The sequence below is a fragment of the Candidatus Terasakiella magnetica genome, from assembly GCF_900093605.1.
GTDB classification, from domain to species: domain Bacteria; phylum Pseudomonadota; class Alphaproteobacteria; order Rhodospirillales; family Terasakiellaceae; genus Terasakiella; species Terasakiella magnetica.
Genome location: NZ_FLYE01000044.1, coordinates 1 through 21012, shown reverse-complemented (window position 1 = coordinate 21012; position 21012 = coordinate 1). Strand labels below are relative to the sequence as shown.

General features: G+C 44.6%; 16 protein-coding genes. 6 read left to right on the top strand and 10 right to left on the bottom strand.

Annotated elements, in window-relative coordinates:
• Positions 1–131: 131 nt before the first annotated feature.
• The 6 genes from MTBPR1_RS12285 to MTBPR1_RS12260 form a co-directional block, all read right to left on the bottom strand.
• Positions 132–1304: a response regulator gene (locus tag MTBPR1_RS12285; RefSeq protein ID WP_069189316.1), complete on the bottom strand. Its 1173-nt coding sequence runs from the start codon at positions 1302–1304 to the stop codon at positions 132–134.
• An 11-nt stretch (positions 1305–1315) separates the two neighbouring features.
• Positions 1316–2527 (bottom strand): HDOD domain-containing protein, encoded by a 1212-nt coding sequence (locus MTBPR1_RS12280; RefSeq protein WP_069189315.1) that lies wholly within the window; start codon positions 2525–2527, stop codon positions 1316–1318.
• 90 nt (positions 2528–2617) lie between these two features.
• A complete protein-coding gene (locus MTBPR1_RS12275; protein WP_069189314.1) occupies positions 2618–4003 on the bottom strand; it encodes a sensor histidine kinase in 1386 nt (461 codons plus the stop codon).
• Entirely contained in the window at positions 4003–5202 is a 1200-nt protein-coding gene (locus MTBPR1_RS12270) for an FIST signal transduction protein (protein ID WP_069189313.1), read from the bottom strand. The genes MTBPR1_RS12275 and MTBPR1_RS12270 overlap by 1 nt, the downstream gene beginning before the upstream one ends.
• Entirely contained in the window at positions 5195–7042 is a 1848-nt protein-coding gene (locus tag MTBPR1_RS12265) for a sensor histidine kinase (protein ID WP_069189312.1), read from the bottom strand. The genes MTBPR1_RS12270 and MTBPR1_RS12265 overlap by 8 nt, the downstream gene beginning before the upstream one ends.
• 3 nt (positions 7043–7045) lie before the next feature.
• A complete protein-coding gene (locus MTBPR1_RS12260; protein ID WP_126465214.1) occupies positions 7046–8206 on the bottom strand; it encodes an ABC transporter substrate-binding protein in 1161 nt (386 codons plus the stop codon).
• A 171-nt stretch (positions 8207–8377) separates the two neighbouring features.
• On the opposite strand from MTBPR1_RS12260, the gene MTBPR1_RS12255 reads away from it, so the two are divergent.
• The gene (locus tag MTBPR1_RS12255; RefSeq protein ID WP_069189310.1) at positions 8378–9340 is read left to right on the top strand and encodes a DNA-binding response regulator; all 963 of its coding nucleotides are present in this window, start codon (positions 8378–8380) and stop codon (positions 9338–9340) included.
• 24 nt (positions 9341–9364) lie between these two features.
• Positions 9365–11128 (top strand): tetratricopeptide repeat protein, encoded by a 1764-nt coding sequence (locus tag MTBPR1_RS12250; RefSeq protein ID WP_069189309.1) that lies wholly within the window; start codon positions 9365–9367, stop codon positions 11126–11128.
• A 15-nt stretch (positions 11129–11143) separates the two neighbouring features.
• Here the strand turns inward: MTBPR1_RS12250 and MTBPR1_RS12245 are convergent, their stop codons facing one another.
• Complete coding sequence (locus MTBPR1_RS12245) at positions 11144–13129, bottom strand: HD domain-containing phosphohydrolase (RefSeq protein WP_083223070.1); 1986 nt, start codon at positions 13127–13129, stop codon at positions 11144–11146.
• A 262-nt stretch (positions 13130–13391) separates the two neighbouring features.
• Between MTBPR1_RS12245 and MTBPR1_RS12240 the strand changes: the two genes are divergently transcribed.
• A complete protein-coding gene (locus MTBPR1_RS12240) occupies positions 13392–14093 on the top strand; it encodes a response regulator transcription factor (RefSeq protein WP_069189308.1) in 702 nt (233 codons plus the stop codon).
• On the opposite strand, the gene MTBPR1_RS12235 is transcribed toward MTBPR1_RS12240, so the two are convergent.
• Together MTBPR1_RS12235 and MTBPR1_RS12230 are read right to left on the bottom strand one after the other, a co-directional pair.
• Entirely contained in the window at positions 14090–16738 is a 2649-nt protein-coding gene (locus MTBPR1_RS12235; RefSeq protein WP_069189307.1) for an ATP-binding protein, read from the bottom strand. The genes MTBPR1_RS12240 and MTBPR1_RS12235 overlap by 4 nt on opposite strands.
• Positions 16735–17757 (bottom strand): BMP family ABC transporter substrate-binding protein, encoded by a 1023-nt coding sequence (locus tag MTBPR1_RS12230; protein WP_069189306.1) that lies wholly within the window; start codon positions 17755–17757, stop codon positions 16735–16737. The genes MTBPR1_RS12235 and MTBPR1_RS12230 overlap by 4 nt, the downstream gene beginning before the upstream one ends.
• A 175-nt stretch (positions 17758–17932) precedes the next feature.
• Here MTBPR1_RS12230 and rlmF point away from each other — a divergent pair, with 175 nt between their 5' ends.
• The 3 genes from rlmF (at position 17933) to MTBPR1_RS12220 (ending at position 20463) form a co-directional block, all read left to right on the top strand.
• Complete coding sequence (gene rlmF / locus MTBPR1_RS12225; RefSeq protein ID WP_069189305.1) at positions 17933–18853, top strand: 23S rRNA (adenine(1618)-N(6))-methyltransferase RlmF; 921 nt, start codon at positions 17933–17935, stop codon at positions 18851–18853.
• 81 nt (positions 18854–18934) lie between these two features.
• Positions 18935–19120, top strand: coding sequence for a hypothetical protein (locus MTBPR1_RS17995; protein WP_126465212.1), 186 nt, complete (start codon positions 18935–18937; stop codon positions 19118–19120).
• Positions 19121–19236: 116 nt separating this feature from the next.
• Positions 19237–20463, top strand: a complete 1227-nt coding sequence (locus MTBPR1_RS12220) for a KamA family radical SAM protein (RefSeq protein ID WP_083223069.1) — start codon at positions 19237–19239, stop codon at positions 20461–20463.
• 220 nt (positions 20464–20683) lie between these two features.
• Here MTBPR1_RS12220 and MTBPR1_RS12215 read toward each other — a convergent pair.
• Positions 20684–21012 (bottom strand): IS3 family transposase (locus MTBPR1_RS12215; RefSeq protein ID WP_165602669.1); only part of this gene is annotated, 329 nt, incomplete at its 5' end.

Genomic DNA, 21012 nt, shown 5'->3' with positions numbered 1-21012 from the left:
CAGAGCGTTAATACAATATATATCTAGTGTTTATTCTAATTTAAAAAAAATTTTAGAAAAGAAAATAAATATACGTATTAACGCTATATTCTACCTTTTTAGGGCATTTCTCACGAAAGAGCGGTTTAAAACTAAACCAACTTGCGCATTGAAGGGGCATATTTTTTCAATTGAGCCACATGAATAGAGCCTGAGACCTGTTGCTGCATGGCAATCAGTTTCAGCTTTTCAATCTGCATTGTTGATAAAACCGCCCCTTTTGAAAGCAGCTTACGCCCATCATCGGTGTTAATATCTTGCAACAAAATCTGGCGCGATGTTAGTTGCATCACAGGAATGCTCAAAGCTTCATAATGTTCTTCTAGAGAGAAGATTTTATTTAACAAGGTTGAACGCGCCACGGCATACAAAGAATTATCATACGTATCAAGATTGATAATCAGCTTATCAAAAGCATCAGGGCCAAGGCTTAATTCAGTCGTCACCCAAGACAGGTCTTCAAGGATATGTAACAAACGTGCCTCAATCGGCAATTTTGCAATTTCTTCAGGGTCTTTGATTTTGAGTGGTTTTCTCACCTGTGCAATGATTTCTGCAACTTTTTCAAGACGAGGGATTTGCATGATCATGTCATGAACGGTAGCAGCCCCATTTTGTAATATCTCATTCTCACTATCACTTAAGATATCACCGGATTTCATTTTACTCACCATTTCAGGCGGCAAGATCAAGTCACACAGGGGCAGGAGCATGGCTGAAAGCCGTAAAACCCATTGATGTTCAATCCCCAATTTAGGGGCGAGCACATCACACCATTCCTTAATATGCGTAGAACGTCCAAAAGCCTGTGGGTTGGAAAATGCCAAAAGGTCCACCAACACTTTAACTGTGCCCGACAGGGTTTGTTCAAGGAGTTCTTTTTCTGCAATGACTAAGCGATATTGACGAAAACCTGCATCAATCCCTTTTGCCAGAACATCTGCATCGCAAGGCTTGTTGTAAAACCGAAAAATCTCCCCTTCATTCACCGCATCAATGGCTGTTTGCTGATCTGCATTACCCGTTAGCATAATGCGCACCACATCAGGAGAAATTTCACGAATATGTTTGAGCGTTTCCAGCCCATCCATTTCAGGCATGCGCATATCGGTGACCACCACGCCTACATCACGATGTTCTTTCAACAGCTCAAGGGCTTGAGCCCCACTTTCTGCTGTGAGTAAATCAAAACGCTTGTGGTATTGGCGTTTCAAACCGCTTAATAGATTTGCATCATCATCAATGATCATGAGTTTATAAGTCATTATTCACCTCCTCAAGCAGCCTTAACCTTCAAAACCCCAGCCCAATCAACGTCTGCAATATCAATATGTTGTTTATTGAGAAACTCCTGATCCAATGTATCTAGAAACATCTCAAAGTTCGAATTATCTTCTTTAGAAAAACGGATCAATTCATGTGCAAGGTACACCACTGTCAACACAGGTTGGGGAACATCAGGGCAGTTCCCCGGTTGGTGTTGATATGCCACAGCCTCACATACATTAAATGAAAAGCCCCACAGGCCGAGAAAGTAGGCCCCGATCCATGCATGGTCCACACCGATCAAGCCTTGCTCAATCTTTTCAATCGGCTTGTCCTGCTTTTGTGAAAGCTGCATCACCTGTTTAAATTCTTGCGGCCAAGAAATGGCAATAACAAGTGAGCCCACATGCGATAACGTCCCTGCACAAGAAACCAGTTCACCCAACTCGGACTTATTGTACAGAAGCTTAGATAGTTTTTGCGCGACCAATGAAATTTCCAGACTGTCATCACAGATTTTTTGCATAACAGCCAATTCTTGTGCACTGCCTTTATAAGAAGAGAAGACACCACTGAGCAACGACATGCTGCGCAATGTATCCATTCCTAAAAGGCTAATCGCAGATGGCAGATCATTGACCTGTTGGGGCAACCCGAAAAAGGCAGAATTACAGATCTTCAATACTTGAGCCTTCATACCCAAGTCTTTTTCCATGACGGCTGCAATCGACTTATTGGTCGAGAAATCATTCTGCAATTCCACCATCAGTTCCTGATACACATCAGGCAGGCTTGGCAAAGATTTCATCTGCGTAATTTTTTCACGCACTTCATATTTGTCCAGATTGGCCCTAAAGGTTATGAGGCGCTCAAGTGTTGCTTCAAGCAGCTCAAAATTACAGGGCTTTGCCAAATATTGATGCGCCGCTCCAACCACACGCAAAATCGCTTCATCCTTGGAATAGCCAGATAACACTACACGGGCCGTATCTGGCGAGAGCTCGCGCACTTCTTCTAAAAGCTGTGCGCCATCCATGATGGGCATGCGCATATCTGTGACAATTACATCGATATGGTCATTGCGCACCAACTCAAGTGCTTCATGCCCACCTTCAGCAAAGCTCATCTTCCAGAGTTTACGTTTACCGTGTAAACCACGACGCAAACCCATAAGAATATTGCTCTCATCATCAACAAACAGAATATGCGGCTTCTTATCCATAGCGATCCTTTTTTATCTTATTGTATGAACAGGATTCCACATTGATGGGGCGGTTGTATACCCCCAAATGGGAACAAACAAAGATAATGTCTAGATTATTGGTAATTGAATAATAAAAGTTGTACCCACGCCTAACTCTGTATCAAAAGTCAGACTTCCATTATGCTTATTCACCACAATATCGCGTGCCATGGGCAGGCCCTGGCCCGTGCCGCGCCCGACATCTTTAGTCGTGTAAAAGGGGGTAAAAATATGGTTTTGGTGGCGCGGGGCAATCCCACTACCATTGTCTTTAAACCTGATCTCAATATGGTCTTCACAACGTTTTGTACTTAAGCTGATCTTGCCACGCTCCTGCATGTCTGCATCTTCAATCGCATGGACCGCATTGACAATCAGATTAAGGAAAACCTGATTAATCTCAGCCGCCAGACAGCTCACCGAACCAATAGTTTCGTCAAAATCAGTTTCAACCTGTGCAACATTCTTCCACTCATTTCGCGAGACCGTCAAAGTTGTCTCTAAAGAACGATTAATGTCCAAAGGCGCTTTATCTTTGATGCCGGGATGAGAAAATTCCTTCATCGCCAAGACAATTTTTGAAATTTGCTGAATGCCGGAAATTGACTGAGAAATAGCCAAGGGTAACTCTTCCATCAAGAATTCCAGATCAACATCTTCGATCACATCGCTCAGCTTCTGCGCCTCTTCTTGGCAAACGCCTTGCTGAACGCAAGCGGTGCGGAGTTCCTGAACTTGATCAAGAACTTTGCGCAAGTCTTCCTCACCTTCTTTTATAAAATGTAGATTATCCCCGATATATTGCGAGGGTGTATTGATCTCATGGGCAATGCCACCTGCCAGATGCCCAACGGCTTCCAGTTTTTGTGCATTTCTAAGTTCTTGCAGAAGATAATTTTTCTCATGACGCACAGCCGATATTGAAATCGCTTGTTTTAAGATGGGGATTAAACTTTGAAACATACCCAGCTCTGAGCGGCTAAAGACACGGCCTTGTTCACGTTCAACAAACAGGCTGTATTGCACATCTTGAGTGGTGATACCCGAAATCAACAACGCCCCTTCTTTGGAATGAAGTAATTTACAATGTTCACTTTGTTCACATGAAAATTTCGTTATATCCGGTATATTGACACAGCGCCCGCTTCTGGCTTTTCGATAAATGGCACACTCTTCACAGGGCTGGAAAGTCTCTTCATTAAACTCAGCTTGCGTTGATCGAACCGTGACACCTTTATCACTATGTTCTTGATAAAGTGAAACCACATTGGCTTCAAAAATACTTAAAATCGCCTCAAGGATCGCATTGACTTGGCCTTCATCCTCATTAAACAGCTCAAGCAGCTTTGACACCGCTTGAAGCTGCGCATCCTTTTCCTGAACCTTCTGGCTTTCGCGCTGCCTGAGATGTTCCAGTTCTGCAATGGATTCAATTAAGTCAATTTGCTCACTCATTACTGATGCCCCCACATCAAGGAAGAAACCATCAAATTCCCATGACAGTTTTCACCTGCAATAACTTGCCCCTGCTCCCCAAAGGTAAAGGCCGTAATGAAAGGGGCACCATGTAAAGTGCCTGCAATGCGTTTTTGTAAATCATCAAGATCATCGCGCACACTTAACATACAGCCTGCGCAATAAACAATAATGGCACCAGCAATATTATTTCTTTCTATATGGCCCATGCTTTTTGCAAAACTACAGACCCGCGAGGCACGGTTGAGCAACATTTCCTTATCCCCTGTCATTAAAACAAGCTCATCGCCCACTTCAACATCGGTGAAAACTGTTAAATAACCTTCCGGTGTAATGGTTTCTGGGTGAGACATTAAATACATATCCGTTCCCCCCAGCTCCCCCACACGCCGACCTAAAGGAGACAGGGTGGTCTGCCCAAGAATATTGAGGCTTTCATAGCGCTCTTTTTCCAGCTCTATGCCCACCCAATTGGCATAGACCTCCCCCGCAAGGGTGTTATCAATTTCCTTAATTGTGCGTTTTTCACAAGAGGTAATCACCGCCTTTTTCTCAGTTGCCATATAGGCACTTTGAAAACTATTACCCATCAAACCTTCATTAAATACAACGGTGACTACACAGCCATTTTGGGCAAAATTTTGCTGGTTAAACAAATGCCAGTTGCCTGCAATTTCATTATCCGCACAGGACCCACCAATAATCGGCGTATCGGCCCCCAGTTCTTTTTGAAGTGCTTGTAAGGCCTCTTCTTCAAAACCGGGGCTGCATGTTGTCCAGACGAGGTCTGGCAGTTCACCTTCACGACCAATATTTTTTAAGGCCTCATGTAACGCATCAACAGCAGCATTTCCCATTTGGTCGCCTGCTGCAGAAAAACCCACACCATAAGCAGATGCCTCATCAACCACCCCATAAAGGGCCAGCCCCGCATCTGGTGCACTAAACACCCCCTTATCCGTAATGGTGCCAAGGCAAGAAGTTGCCCCGTGGATTTGACAATGGGGCCACAAGCTGTGCAAATAAGGCCTGACCACATCCACATCAAGGGCCGCATTCATCTGCACCATGACATAGTCTGGGTTCTCACCCAACTCTATGCGCAAATCATGTACGGCTTCTTGAACGGCTTTTAAGGTATCGGAGTGACTATTACCTGCTGTTGCAATTTTAACCACTGTCTCTCTCCTGCTCTTTTGCGACCATCTCACCACACGGCAGGCGCACTATAAAGCTACTACCGACCCCTTCTTGTGTTTCAAATGATAGGCTTCCATTATGTTTATTCACCACAATATCATGTGATAGTGATAACCCCTGTCCCGTCCCGCGACCGACTTCTTTTGTGGTAAAGAACGGGTTGAAAATCTGGTTTTTATTCTCAGTCTTAATGCCATTGCCGTTATCTTTAATGCGGACTTCAACCATGTCGGCCTCACATTGTGTTGAAACGGTAATCCTCCCCTCACCGCCCCGACCTGCCTCCTCAATGGCATGGGCGGCATTGACAATGAGATTAAGAAAGACCTGATTAAGCTCCCCGGCATGGCATAAAACATGCGGTAAACTCTGATCCATCTCATTTTCAATCGTGGCGAGGTTCTTCCATTCATTTTTAGAAACGGTCAGCGTGGTTTCCAGCGCATGATTAAGATCAATCATCTTTTTCTCTTTTGAGCCCGGATGTGAGAATTCTTTCATCGCCAAAACAATGCTGGAAATCTGCTTAATTCCATCAAGAGACTGCTGGGTTGCCAATCCGGTTTCTTCCACAAGAAACTCCAGATCAATATCCTCAATCATACGATCAATGCGCTCCACACGCTCGCGACAAATCCCATGCTCTTTACATTCTTCTTTCAAGGCTACCGTCTGATTGATCAAACCGATCAGGTCTTTTTCGCTATCCAGTAAAAAACTTAAATTATCCCCGATATATTGGGACGGCGTATTAATCTCATGGGCGATGCCCCCTGCAAGCTGACCAATGGCTTCGAGTTTTTGCGCCTGCTGCAATTCTTTTTGCAGTTCGGTTTGTTCTTGCAGGGCATTTTCAAGCTTGCCTGCCATATGGTTAAAAGCATTGGCGAAATGTTCAATTTCGCGGGGGCCTTGCGTTTCCAAACGAATAGTAAGCCCATCCATATCACTCACAGAAGCAATGGATTTTGCAAAACCGTTTAAGGGGCGCGAGATTAAATAGGCACATAAGACAACCAGCCCCACCGCCAAGGATAAAAAGATCACCAACCCAGCTAACTGAATAATCTGAAAGGTGCGCAAAGAACGCGCGGCTTCTTCAAGAGAGCTTGCAACGATCACACCTGTGTTATTCACAAACAGCTTGTTTTTAACCTGTACCCAACCCTCTAAATTCTCATCGGGTATGGTCCCAAGGCCGGCAAGCTCCGTGTTTGAAGAATAAATAACACGGCCTCTTCCATTGATAATAAAGACTTCATTACTGAAAGAGTTTCTTTCAAAAATTTCGTCAAACGCCTCAATGGGATATTTCAGGACAATCGCCCCTTCAGCAGAACCTGCATAATAAACCGGCTGAACAATCACAATGCCGTGTTTATCCAAAATAAGGCTCTCCATATCGTAATAGCTCGGCACATTTTCCATATCAAAAGCGTCCGATTGGTGCGAGGCAATCAAGCGGCCTTTATAATCCACCAGATACATCACCCCAGCAGGCGAACCTGGTAAAGATAAAGAGCGGAAAAAAGCAGGAAGATAAGAAGCGTTTCCTTGGCGATCAATAATCCCGTTGATGGTCAATTCATTTTCTGAAATTGCGCGGGCAAATTCCTGTAAATCATCAAGACGTTCTTGAATTGTATCGGTTTCTAAAATACCGATTTCTTTCATATGTTGATCAAGCTGATCGCGCAACGTCATTTCCAAAAATTGACTACCCGCAAACCACAATGCCACCATAAAGGCGATACCGATGGGCAGCACATAACGCAACGGGTAAATGAAAATAGAAGGTGCGCGAGACTTTCTGACCATGCTTTATTCCAACCCTATGGGGATAATGGCACCGGCTTTATCAAATTTTGATAGATTAAAATCACTCACATCCAGCGCATCATGTTTTTTCGCACTAAACGGACGTGCATAACGGCGCACTAAGCCGTTATGGGGCGGAAGTTTTTCCAGCGCTTCATGGACTTTTGCCCGATCTATCGTGCCTGCCTGTGTGATCGCTTTTGCCAAAATATGAACAAGGTCATAGGCATGGGCCGTCCCCACAGGGGCATAAATATCGCGCACATTATCGGCATCAGGATAGCGCTTTACATACGCGTTGATCACTTGCCTTGCGCGTCCTTCATCCATACGATCAATAAAGGAATAGGTTTGTAAAAAGGTCAAATCAACTTTGGAGATCGCCTCTTTTGCCTCCGCAAAAAAATTCCCTCCGGTTACCCCCCAATGGGAAATAATCGCAACGCGCTCACTCTCCTCACGCTCTGCCATAGCTTTCACGATAGCCTTGCCTTCTGGTGCATTGGCAACCAGCAAAATCACATCCGGCTTTGAGCGCACTAAATCCCCTAAAGCTTCTTTGGCAGTACCTGTACCCCAGTGAAACCACGAAACGGCAACCGGATTATAGCCCTTTGCCTCCAAAGCGGTCTTCATAGCGCGTTCATTTGAGCGCCCCCACCCGGTATTTTCCAGTGCAAGCGCGATGCGTTTAAAGCCACGTTTCAGGGCTTTTTCCACAAGAAAGCCACCTGCATATTCATCGCGCACAGACAGGCGAAAAACATAGTTGGGGTCATAGCCATTTTCAACAACAGGCGTACCTGCTGCCCAAGGGCTGAGATAAATCATCTTATATTTATGAATATTTTTAAGTTCATAAAGCGCAACGGGTGTATGCAAGCCCCCCAAGACCGCGACCATATCGTCATCTTTAGCAAAATCTTCAATATTGTCAGCTCCGCGTGCCGGGTTGCCATGGTGGTCTTTGACCACAAGCTTTAAAGGGCGCCCTAAAACACCGCCTGCTTGGTTGACTTCTTCAATCGCAAGTTCAATCCCGCGCTTAATGGCAATACCAGAACGCGCCGAGCCCGAACTCATATCCGCATCCAGCCCCAGCAATATGGGCGTTTGCGCAAAAACATCAGCGGCAAAAACGCATGTCAGTAAAAATAAACTCAATATCAATGACTTGACCTGATCCACCGCCCATTTTCCTTTTTTTCAAAGAATTAACTTTATACTCTAGAACAGTTTTGCTTCTTTCTTGAGAATTATCTATTCCCAAATGGGAACAAAGCAAATCTTGTTTTTCTAATTTTATCGGTTAATCTGTGGCTAAGAGGAGAATATATGCCACAAATAAAACCCCGCATTCTTTTTGTTGATGATGACCCCTTACTGCTGGATGCCTTAAGGCGCGCCTTTATGCGCTCTCATAAAGGGCAGTGGGATATGTCGTTTGAAACATCGCCTGAACAGACCATTGAACATCAAAAAGAAAACCCGTTTCATGTGGTTATCACCGACCTGAAGATGCCTAAAATAAATGGCCTTCAACTGGCGACACACCTCTTTGAGATTGAGCCTGCGACACAATTTGTCATGCTCACCGGTACGGCTGATCTTAATACAGCCATGGATATTATCAACAACACGCCAATTTTTCGTTTTTATACAAAACCTTGTCCCACACCGGATTTGGGCAAAGGCATTGAAGATTGCTTAAAGCGTTTTGAAGATATGAAATCACCTGAAAATGCCGGTGACCTTATTGGCCTGCATGTTCTAGACCGCTTACAAGTAGGCGTGATCATCTGCGAAGAAGATTCCCATGTGGTGCATATGAATCAGTTTGCTGCTGAGATTTGTAGTGAACAAGATGGCCTCTCACTTGATGGCGGTAATTTTGTTAGATGCCTGTCCAATGCAGCGCGCAGTGAATTACAAGATGCCATCGCCCAAGGCGCCACAACAGAAAGTGCCATTTCCATTGAGCGTCAATCATCAGAGACTTCCCTTCGGGTCATCATTTCCTCAATTGACGATAAAATCCTCATACTAGTATCTGATCCAGAAAAACATAACCCGCCCAGCGTGGAAAACTTACAAGACCTCTATGACCTTGCCCCATCTGAAGCCCAGTTATTGCGCCTGATCATTCAAGGCTATTCCCTGCAAGAAGCGGCCCCCATCCAAGGAATTACGGAAGGTTCTGCACGGACATACCTGAAACGTATTTTCTCAAAGACAAATACCAGCGGCCAGCCTGAGCTCATTAGAACGGTCCTTCTCACACCAAGTTTTAAAGACTAAGTCCTAAAGAGAGGGGAACACAGAGTGCGTAAATTTCTAATTCTGGCCGTCTTGTGCTTTAGCACTCTTGCCCTTTCTGCCTGTCAAACCATTACAGATGAAGAATTTGACCAGACAGGTCCGAAATATTTTATTGCGTCTTACACCTTCACACCTGCGACCAAAAAAGAAGCTGATGTTAATTTAGCCCATGCCATCACCGATGGGTTTGACAGTTTTCTTAATCAAAAGCCGACCCTTTTGTGGAAGTCAAATTATGGTTTAGCCTCCATCAATGCCAAGGGCCAAAAGCCAGATGAATTTGATCCCCATACAAAAGCTGGGCGAGATGAGTTTAAACGCTGGGGCGCAAACTGGGTGCTCACAGGTAAAATCAGCCACGAGCCCATGCGCCAGTTGAGCCTTGAGATCCTCAATCCATCACTTGAAAACGATCTTTGGTCAACCACACTGCCTATTGAAAAAGATGTAGATATTGCCCCGGCTATTCAACAGTTGATCCGCCAAGCAATGGGCTATCTTGATATGCGTTTAACACCACGCGATCATGCCTTTATTGAGCGTGATTGGCTGGCGACAAAAGATGGGCTCAACAGTTTTGGGGCGGCGCGCAAGGCCTTTAAAGAACAACGTTTTGATCAAGCCGTCACATTTTATGAACAAGCTGCCAAACAAGAGCCCAAAGTAAGCGACATTTATAACAACCTTGGTTGGCTGGCTTATCAAAACAATCAAAAAGACAAGGCTGCTGCCTCTTTTAACAAAACCATTTCACGTCATGAGTTTTTCTTTGATCCCCACTGGGGGCTTTATCAAAGCACACGTGAGGATAAAATTTGGCAAAAGCTGTTAAGAGAACATAGCGGCCATGTGGAAGTGATCAAAGAGCTGGTCAAAAAGTCCCAAAAAGAACGCGATATTGAACGTGCCGTTGAGGCTTTTAAAAAGATGATCGACCTTTATGGCACGGGGGCCTATCAGGATTATGTTTTCATCCAGCAACTCACCAAGCTCAATTGCCTGCTGTCAAAAACAGATAAATGCCGCGAGATTGCCGCCAGAGAATATTCCATCACCAAATCCCTTTTTGGTGAAGAACATTTACGTTCTTACTGGGCTTTAGAAACTTTTGGCTATAATCACCTGACGCCCAAACAAGCGGAAAAAGGGCTGGAGTATATGCTTCATGTCCATAAGTTTTATCGCGACAGTGGCTATCGCAAGGATGAAGAACGCGTCTTTCGCTCTCTCCAACAGATCAATGATAACGCCCCGCAAGATGCCAAAGATAAAATGATCCTTGCCCATCTCAATATGGCCCATACCTATCAAGAACATAAAGAATTTGGTAAAGCAGAAGTTCTTTTGCAAAATATCGTCGATATGACAGATGAAAAAAGCGACAAAAAAGAAGTTTTTATCAATTTGTTAGGCGAAAATTACAGCAAACAAAAACGCTATCGCAAAGCCATTGAGACTTTTTTACGGGCCGCTGATATTTCCCGGGAAAAACAAGGCAAAAAATCACCCCAGCTTATCCATATCATGGAAAACATGGCTACTGCCCAGCGCTTGATGAAAGACCTGCCCAAAGCGGAATTTACCTATAAATATGCACTCTCACTCTATGCTGCCTTGCCCAAGGATAAATGGAACGGCGTTAAAACCCACCATTTCCCCAAAACCTTAAAAAACTTATCAGAGGTTTTACAAGAGCAGGATAAAAAAGAGGAAGCCAAGCGCATGATGGATAAAGCCATTGAATTTGAAACAACGCTTAATAAATAACAGACGAGTCCCCCTTTACAAGAAGGCCGAGATATCAACCTCGTCAATCTGTTCTGGCTTTAAGAAACGCTGTCCATATTCAATATGCAGGCCTTTTTCCAAGAAGAGCTTAAACAGGTCTTTATCAATATGCTGGTCTTTCACCATAAAGCCCATAATACGCACCGCTTCACTTAAGGTTTTCGCCTTTTTATAAGGGCGATCAGCAGCAGTTAAAGCCTCAAAAATATCAGCAACTGCCATAATGCGCGCAGGTATAGACATTTCTTCTTTAGTGAGTTTGCGCGGATAGCCCGTTCCTATCATCGTTTCATGATGACCTCCGGCATATTCAGGGATTTTTGCCATATGTTTTGGGAAAGGCAGGCGTTCCAGCATCATGATTGTCTGGATCATATGTTCATTAATTTTAAAACGCTCTTCATCATTAAGCGTACCGCGCCCAATTTTAAGGTTATAAAGCTCTCCCTTATTATAAAGCGCCTCAGGGACAGCCATTTTAAAGCCATGGTCTTCTAAAAACTCTGCCATGCCCGCTTCTCTTGGCACCACATGTTCCAGACGATCACTTAAAAGTTTTTCTCGTGCGGGCAAATCAACTGGCGCAATGTCACTTAAGGCCAATTCTTCTTGCTGTGAAAGCCCAAGACGGTCATCAAAATATCGCGTCCATTCAACTTCAGCAATTTGTGCCAGCCTAGCCACGCGCTCATCAGACATAAATTCACCGCCCACATTACTCTCAGCAACAAAGGCATAATCATCTTCAAGCTGGGCAACTTGCTCTTTAAAGCGTGCAATGGCGCTTGATCCATCCTCACCTTTTAACTGGGCATTTAGACAGTCTATTTCCGCATCCCGGCGCAAGACCTCAAAACGGGTGCGGACCTCGTGGATACGGTTATAAATGGTTTCAAGCTTGGTGGCTTTATCCACTACATATTCTGGTGTGGTGACCTTACCGCAATCATGCAGCCAAGCCGCGATTTTAAACTCACGCCACTCTTCTTCATCCGTAAAGGCGAAATCATGAAAGACACCGTCTGTAGCCTCACTTGCGGCCTCACACAGCATTAAGGACAGCTCCGGCACACGCGCACAATGCCCGCCCGTATAAGGCGACTTGGCGTCAATTGCGCCGGCAATCAGCTCAATAAAGCTATCCATCAAGACACGTTGGGCATCCATCAAGCGCTGATTATCTAAAGCAACCGCTGCCTGTGAAGCAAGCGCTTCAACAAAGCTGACGATCTCTTCACTAAAGGGGATAATATTGCCTTTTTCATCTTGTGAGTTGATCAATTGTAACGCCCCGATCACTTCACCACCGCGCGGCATTAAAGGCACGGTCAAAAAAGAGGAAGAGCGATAATTATTAGCTTCATCAAAAAAACGCGTGCCAGAAAAATCAAACCCACAATCATCGGTCAGGCAAGGATCATAAGCATCATCAATACGAATGGTCTCGCGCGAAAGCACACAATGGCTGACTACGTTGCTATGATTGGGGGCACCATTTTCCGTATTATACATATGCACAGGCGGGATGGTGACCTCACCGCCATCCACACCGCCCATATAAAAGCCAAGACTGTCCGTTTTGACAATTTCAAAGGCAAGCTTGTTTTCATCATGGCGTAAATAGAGCGAGCCACCATCAGCATTTGCCAGTTGCTTTGCCCCATCAAGGATCATTTCCAAGAGCTTGATCTCATCACGCTCAGCCGCCATGGCGATACCGAGTTTAACAAGACGCTCCAGCTTGGCTTTTTCAAAGTCCAGCTCTTTGGTTCGATAAGCCACCACTTCTTGCAAGCGCTGCTCTGAGCGATCACTCATTTTGAGCAAGCGCTTTGTTTCACGCAAAGACTTCTTATAGCCTTTTGCCAAATGCTTGATCGTCTCAATCAACTTCTCTTTACTGGCGCCCTCGGCCTCTTCCAGCATATCGCTAGCTTCTTGAAGCAGTTTTTCTTCCTTGGTGAATAAATCGTAGCTCATCTGACCTCTATTCCTTATACAAAGCGATTATTGCCTTAAATCATTTAGATACCAAATGGTTTATGCAAATTCGTGCATTTCAGTGGAATTTACAAAGAAACTGATATTAACACGATGTAAACATGAGCAATAAAAAAACCTACATGACATTTTGCCAGAAGCTTTTCACGCTATACTGTATTAATATCTAATTTGCCGACTTAAATCAGGTTCTCGGGACACACCTGTCTAAGTATTGCGCAAACTAGGGGGCTCAAGGCACATGCCAAATGATAAAAAAAACAAGATCTTAATCCTCGAAGATGAAGAAGTGGCACGCTATCTCAATGAAAACATCCTCGCAAGCGAGGGCTATGAGACAACCGCCACCTATAATGTGGAAAACACCAAAGAGCTTTTAAAAGATCATGTCTTTGACCTGCTCGTTCTGGATTTAAAGCTGCCTGATGGCTGCGGGCTGGAGCTGATCAGCTGGGTGAAAGACCTACATCCCAACTTACCGATCATCATCGTCTCGGTCCTTCATAAACCTGATGACCGCGCAAAAGGGCTTAATATTGGTGCAGATGACTATCTCATCAAGCCCTTCCATCCTTATGAGCTGATCCATCGTGTAAACAATCTTTTACGCCATTCTCAAACCCGTAATACATACATGATTGATGGGCATCAAATTGGACAGCTTGTGCTCAATACAGGCCATCGAAAACTCATTACTGCTGAGGGGGAAGAAATTTCCTTAACCCGCGGTGAGGCCATTTTAATGGAGCGGCTCAGTCGCTCTATCGGTCAAGATGTCAGTCGCGAGATTTTACAAGAAATTGTCGCGCGCAATAAAGACGGTCATCCACGCACTGTTGATGTGCTGGTTTCACGCCTGCGGGCGAAATTAAAAGAAAATGACTTGAACATGATCCGGATTTCATCTGTTCCCGAAATTGGCTACCGCTTGGATTTGCATTAACGCTTCTCAATGAAGCGAACCGCCTCTTGATAACTTGCTTCAACTTGGGGAAAGAGTTTCTCAACCTCTGCCCAATCCCCTGCCAGGCCAGCCTTTTCCATGTGTAAGCATCCCTGTGCAAGGCGCTGACAGCGAATACTAGCAGCAGCAGAATGAAATTTGTGACTATAGCTTATCACCTGTTCACAATCTTTTTCACGAAAGGCCCGTGCCAAACCTTGTGCGATTTGCTCTGTACTGCTGACAAACAACTCCAGAACCGTCTGGAGTTGCCCATTGCCAGAACCAAAAAAGCTCTCAAGAACGACTAAATCAATAATGTCGTCATCCACCTCATGGTTTTGTGCAATGACCGCGGGGCGCGCTCCTGTATTTTCCCAACCTGCTTGATGCGCGCACCATTGATCCATCACCTCTTGCAAGTCTGTAAGCTCAACTGGTTTTAACAAAAAGCCCTGTACATCGAGCTCCCTAAACTTCTTTTGCGTCAAGTCTGCCGTTGCCGCGGTCACCGCAAAAACAGGCAGAGAAGCCCCCTGATCTATCTCCTCATTCTCGCGTAAGAGTGTAATGAGCTCGAACCCGTCACATTGGGGCATGTGGATATCCGTAAAAAGAATACCGTATTTATTTTCTTTCAATTTCTCTATGGCCTCAAGACCATTTGACACCACATCAACGCAATAGCCCAACCAGTTCAACTGACGGGCAAACACCTCTTGATTAACCAGATTATCTTCCGCAATCAGCACAAGCTCACCATTTTTTTCCGCCTCATCACGAGAAGACAGATGCTGGGAAAAATCTGCAAGCTTAGCGCTAGATCTAATGGGCTGAAAACGTTCAACCAACAGGCCCAACTCCGCAAGGAATGTCCTGCGCGTCAACGGCACCTCATTAATACAATGAACATGGGCGGGCACCTCTGCTGCCGATACATGGGATTTTTCCCCAATTAAAACAATCGGTATGGCACAGGCTGTACATTTATTGAAAAACACCTGACAGGCTTCAGGCGTTTGGGTATTGAGCCAAGCTTCATCAAGAATAATACTATCAAAATCCAGTTCGTTCTCATTTAAAAAAGCATCCACTTCAAAGAACCCTTTAAGGGATGAAACAGCGCCTCCCCAATATTCCAAATAAGTGTTCAAGCTTTTTTCCTGTCGGGCATTTCCAGCCATTAACAAGAATTTCAAGCCAGAAAAATCATTACATTCATCTTCATGAAGCGGGCTTTTCTCATTTACCTTAAAGCCGAGTTGAAAAGAAAAATCACTGCCTTTACCCGGTGCACTTTGCAGCTTTATCTGCCCCTTCATCAAGCTGACCAATTGCTGACAAATATAAAGGCCAAGGCCCGTCCCACCATATTTACGCGTTGTTGTGGCCTCGGCCTGCGCAAAGGGTTGAAACAGTTTGGGCTGGTTCTCTTTTGAAATACCAATGCCATTATCTTGCACATTAAAACACAAACGCACGTGCCCATCAGGGCTAAACGCCTCTAATTGGACACTCATCAGCACCCAACCGCCCTTACCAGTAAACTTGATGGCGTTATTGGCAAGATTCAATAAAACTTGGCGCAAACGAATGGCGTCACATTCCAGTTGATTAGGAATGGCAGGATCAATATAGATCTGAAAATTCACCCCCTTATTTTTTGCCTCCGGCCCTAAGGTTTTCGCCACATCTTCAAAAAGGTCGCGCAAGCAATAAGAAGCCACATCTAATTCAATCTGATTGGCTTCAACTTTTGAGACATCAAGAATATCATCAATGATACGACGCAAGAGCGTGGCTGAGCTTCTAATCGTCTGGGCCATTTTATACTGGCTGTCATTCAAATTAGAATTTTGCAAAAGTTCCGCCATACTGACCACCCCGGTCATGGGGGTTCGAATTTCATGGCTCATGGTTGCGAGGAACTCAGACTTGGCATTATTGGCTTCTTCAGCTTCTTTTTTCTTTTCTTGTAATTTCGTGACTAAATCCAAAATAGACAGACGCGCCATCTCCAGCGTTTGCCCTAATGTGGAAACCTCGTCATGCCCCTGCCACTGGACTTCCTTATCAAGCTTGTTATCGCGAAAACGTGAAGCCTGTTGCGTTAGTTTTTGCAGCGGACGCACCACCTTCATATAAAGAAGGGGGAACATGATGGATAATAAAAAGAGCGAGATCAAAATGAACGCTGTTTCAAGCAAGCTTTGACGCTCAATATTTTCTGATCTTAAGACATGGTCACTATAAACAACCCGAACCCAGCCCAATTCCTCACCTGATCCGCTTGTCACAATCGCATGAAATTCATGTGTTTTCCCCACTTCGCGGTCAGGCACACGGTAATGTAAAAACGGCAGGTCATTAAAGGTGTCATAAACCTGAATTTCTGAAATGAGCGGGTTTTTCTTCGGCAATTCTAAGACAATGGAGCCCCGACTTGGGTCAAACGTAAGGATGGGGTCAACCATGGATAAGGCGATATTATCAACCATATCCTGACCTTGCTGATAAAACTTTGCGTAGCCTTGTTCTTTTTGGTCTTCAATCAAAAACCATTGGGCAAAGCCCAAAGGCAAAGCCACAGATACAAACAATCCTAAAAAGACCCAAAGCGCGATGGAGGAAAACGGGTGTTTCATTTAAAAAGAGTTTTTCCGTTCACAAGACATTCTTTTGCCCCTTCATAATACGGCACAGTAACTTTCCCCAAAATGATATCAGACTCCAATTGCTCGATCTCTTTTTTCAAGGCGCTGGGGATCAGCCCTTCATTATGTTGATCAAATGCAAGCTCAACACCTTTTTCCTGAAGCCCCATAACTTTTCTCTGCTCCCCCCAGATGTTGCGATGGGCCGTCATTAAGGCTCTGTAGGCTGCATTATCTACGCGCACCATCACAGAGGTTAAAATACTGCCGGGATATAAATGGTTTTGGTTCATATCAACCCCGACCCCCAGAACTGATTTTTCATGGGCGGCCTTTAAAGCCCCAATAGAGCTCCCCCCTGAAGGTGAGAAAATCACATCGGCCCCTCGTTCAATTTGCTCAAGCGCAATTTCACGTGCCCGATCCGGACGGGTCCAAGCATTTGAGTCATGACCCACATAGGTATGTTCAACCTGAATATCGGGGTTTTGGTATTTCGCCCCGGCAATATAGCCACAGAGGAAATTTTTAATCGTCGGTATTTCCATACCGCCAATAAACCCAAGCTTGCCGGACTTGGTTTTTGCCGCACTTAAATACCCTGCCAGAAAAGAAGAGGTATGATAAGAAAATGAGAAATAATAAGCGTTGGGAAGATTAAAGATCCCATTGAAAATGATAAACCTCGTTTTAGGGTGATCAATCACCGCTTTTCTGATTTTCTTCTGGGTTAAAATACTGCCACTGAGCAAAATCGGGTTATAGCCCTGTTTCGCAAAATCATTCATCTTTTGCGTATGTTCATCATAGTTGCGCGCAATTTCGATTTTTACAGGAACACCTGTTCGCTTTTCAAATTTCTTGATCCCTTTTAAAATGGCTTCATTCCAAGAGCCATCCATGATCAATTCAGTATCATAAATAATAGCGGGTCGCACCTCTTGGGCCCCAAGAGAACCTGCTGTAAAAGAAAGGCTCAAAAACAAGCCAAATAAAAACCATCTAAACATACTTTTTTCCCAGCAAGGTTCCTCAATAAAACGATTATTGCAGGTCTATATTGCCACGTAAACTATGATCTGAAACACCGATCACTTGTGGAAGTTTTTTTGACCTCCATTCCCATTGTAAGCTATGTTGCCCCATGACCTGTTTACGAGAACGTAAACTCATATAAGGCTTATCATGAACAGTAAAACCAAACTGCACCCGCGCAATAAACATAAAGAAGGGTATGATTTCACACGTTTAGTCGCGAAATCACCTGAACTTGAGGCTTTTACAACAAAGAACCCAAGGGACCAAACCACCATCAATTTTCAAGATGTGCAGGCTGTTCGCGCACTTAACCGGGCCTTACTTAAAACAGATTACAATGTCGATTTTTGGGATATCCCAGCTAATTATCTCTGCCCGCCCATTCCCGGCCGTGTAGACTATATCCATTATCTGGCGGATTTACTGGCTGCTGATAATAATCAAAAAATCCCGTGTGGGCACAATATCAAGGTGTTAGATATCGGCACGGGCGCAAATTTAGTCTATCCGCTTATAGGCCAAAGCGAATATGGCTGGCATTTTACAGGGGTTGATATAGACCCTGTCGCGATTAAAGCTGCCCAAGAAATCAACCAATTGAATAAGCTGAACATAAAGCTTAAACGACAAAAGAATTCTGAGCATATTTTTAAGGGTGTGATTGGTCCACATGATTTCTTTCACCTCACCCTGTGCAATCCCCCGTTTCATGCCTCGCTTCAAGCCGCCCAAAAAGGCACCAAACGCAAGTGGAAAAACCTCGGCCATGGGCAGTCCAAAAAGCTCAACTTTGGTGGACAGAATAGTGAACTTTGGTGCCCGGGTGGCGAGATGGGTTTTATTGCCCGTATGATTGAAGAAAGTTCAGAATTTTCTGAGCAATGTTTGTGGTTTACCACCTTGGTCTCAAAAAAAGAGAACCTCAAACCCCTTCAAAAAATATTAGGGAAAACCAAAGCCCTTGATGTTAAAATAATCGACATGGCGCAAGGACAAAAAGTAAGTCGCTTTCTGGCATGGAGCTACATTAACAAAAGCCAACGCCAGTTGAAACTCACCCAGAAATAAACAAATTCCTCATTCTGCTTTCTTCAATAAAGCCGGGCATAATTTGACATTCATACGGGTATCTGCGATTGTATGTGCCATATGTCAGATACGAATCACAGCATTATAGAAGTTGAAACACTTGTTAGTGAAGAGGCTGAGACCTCTTTGCGACAAGAAGCGCTTGATACGCCTATGTGCCTGTGCGGAACACTTCCGCCAACCTGGGCCTTTACAGGCCAGCATGCCATGCCGTGCTCTGAACATCTCATTCCATTTCGAATTTAGGCTTCGCTTAAGCGCACCTTCTGCCAACAAAAATATTGGCACGCTTACATAAGTAAACGTGTGCGCACCCTTTTGCATATCTCCCAGCTTAGCTTATTAAAAATGGACAGCCTCAAATGCCACACGAAACCACTACATCTAAAACCAGCACGCCCTCAATTGATAATGATACATTCTCAAGCCCTGCCATCGATGAAGATTTTGGCACTTCAGACTGGGCGCGTGAGCTTCAAAACAATATCCGCACAATTGACGAGCTTAAAGAGCATGTTGTCCTGAGCGAAAAAGAAGAAGCGGACCTGCGCCAAGTGGTGGGGGCTCACCCCATGAACATCCCGCGCTATTACCTCAACCTAATTGACAATAACGATGAGAACGACCCAATCCGTAAACTCTGCATCCCGCGCTCTGATGAGTTGGTGGTTGCGGGCTCCATGGGCGAAACTACGGGTGATCCTTATGGTGATGACAAGCATGATAAGGGCAATGGCGTTTTACATAAATATGACTATACAGCGCTCGTTGTCGCCACAGAATATTGCTCCATGTATTGCCGCCATTGTTTCCGCAAACGCCTTGTTGGGATGTCAACTGAACATACGGTAAAAAACTTCCTTGGTGCAGCGGAATATATCAAATCCCATCCTGAGATTACCAATGTGGTTATCTCTGGGGGGGATCCCATGTTGATGAAAACAAGCGTGCTTAAAAGAATGCTTGATTCACTGCGCGATATTGAACATCTCAACTACGTGCGAATTGGCACACGTGCCCCCGTGGTGTTCCCCGCACGCCTGTTAGAAGATGAGCTGATTGACTATTTAGCTGATTTCAACCGGGATAAAACACTTTATGTGCCCACCCATTTCAACCATGTAAAAGAAATCACGCCACAAGCCACTGAGGCAGTTGCGCGCTTGCGCGGGGCAGGCATTACGGTCAACAACCAAGCCGTTTTACTACGCGGGGTGAATGATAGTGCTGATGCTTTGGAAGACCTGATGAATGGCCTGTTGCGCATTGGAGTGAACCCTTATTATCTTTACCAATGTATGCCTGTTTCCCAAGTGCGCCACCACTTTCAAGTGCCCCTAAAAGAAGGTATCGACATGATTGATGAGACACGTCGCCGTCTTGATGGTTATGCCAAACGCTTCAAATTCATTATGGGTCACGATATTGGAAAGCTGGAAATTTGTGGGCGCATTGAGGATAAGCTTATCCTCAAACAAATTCATGCCCGTGCAGGCCACAATGAAGAAGCCTCGCGCATGCTGGTTCATCAACTCACAGAAAATGGCGGCTGGTTAGACGACCTCCCAGAAGTCGACCTTGTCGGCTAAATCTTTTTCTGCCTCTGCAATTCTCTCTTTTTCTATTCATCTTGGCATAAGATTAAGAGAAAGAGAGAATTGACGCTTTCTCACAATAGCGTCTGTCAAACTCGACAGGAGACAAACTGTACATTCATCTACTTCCAAAATGGTTGAAGCACCCCTTAGGATACCATTTTGAATATTCCCTCTATCCAACATAATATCATTCTGGCAAGCCCCTAGTTTGTTAGACAGTTGATAGCTTCTCAAAATACCGTCTTTCAAACTCAACGGGGGATATCCCATCATTATTTCCGTGACGGCGGCTCGGGTTGTAAAATAGCTCGATATAGTTAAATATCTCAGATCGAGCTTCATTGCGGGTTTTATAAATTTTGCGTTTAATCCGTTCTGTCTTCAGTAAAGAGAAAAAGCTCTCAGCAACCGCATTGTCATGACAATTACCTCTGCGGCTCATGCTTGCTTCTAGATTGTGATCGGCAAGGAACTTACGCCAATCAGAACAGGTATATTGAATGCCTTGGTCAGAATGTATCAACACTTTCCCTTTGGGTT

Bases quoted from the DNA above. Each gene is read 5' to 3' on its own strand.
- MTBPR1_RS12235 (WP_069189307.1), bottom strand. From the start codon at position 16,738: ATGAAACACCCGTTTTCCTCCATCGCGCTTTGGGTCTTTTTAGGATTG.
- MTBPR1_RS12230 (WP_069189306.1), bottom strand. From the start codon at position 17,757: ATGTTTAGATGGTTTTTATTTGGCTTGTTTTTGAGCCTTTCTTTTACA.
- MTBPR1_RS12280 (WP_069189315.1), bottom strand. From the start codon at position 2,527: ATGGATAAGAAGCCGCATATTCTGTTTGTTGATGATGAGAGCAATATT.
- rlmF (WP_069189305.1), top strand. From the start codon at position 17,933: ATGAACAGTAAAACCAAACTGCACCCGCGCAATAAACATAAAGAAGGG.
- MTBPR1_RS12275 (WP_069189314.1), bottom strand. From the start codon at position 4,003: ATGAGTGAGCAAATTGACTTAATTGAATCCATTGCAGAACTGGAACAT.
- MTBPR1_RS12240 (WP_069189308.1), top strand. From the start codon at position 13,392: ATGCCAAATGATAAAAAAAACAAGATCTTAATCCTCGAAGATGAAGAA.
- MTBPR1_RS12220 (WP_083223069.1), top strand. From the start codon at position 19,237: ATGCCACACGAAACCACTACATCTAAAACCAGCACGCCCTCAATTGAT.
- MTBPR1_RS17995 (WP_126465212.1), top strand. From the start codon at position 18,935: ATGTCAGATACGAATCACAGCATTATAGAAGTTGAAACACTTGTTAGT.
- MTBPR1_RS12285 (WP_069189316.1), bottom strand. From the start codon at position 1,304: ATGACTTATAAACTCATGATCATTGATGATGATGCAAATCTATTAAGC.
- MTBPR1_RS12255 (WP_069189310.1), top strand. From the start codon at position 8,378: ATGCCACAAATAAAACCCCGCATTCTTTTTGTTGATGATGACCCCTTA.
- MTBPR1_RS12265 (WP_069189312.1), bottom strand. From the start codon at position 7,042: ATGGTCAGAAAGTCTCGCGCACCTTCTATTTTCATTTACCCGTTGCGT.
- MTBPR1_RS12245 (WP_083223070.1), bottom strand. From the start codon at position 13,129: ATGAGCTACGATTTATTCACCAAGGAAGAAAAACTGCTTCAAGAAGCT.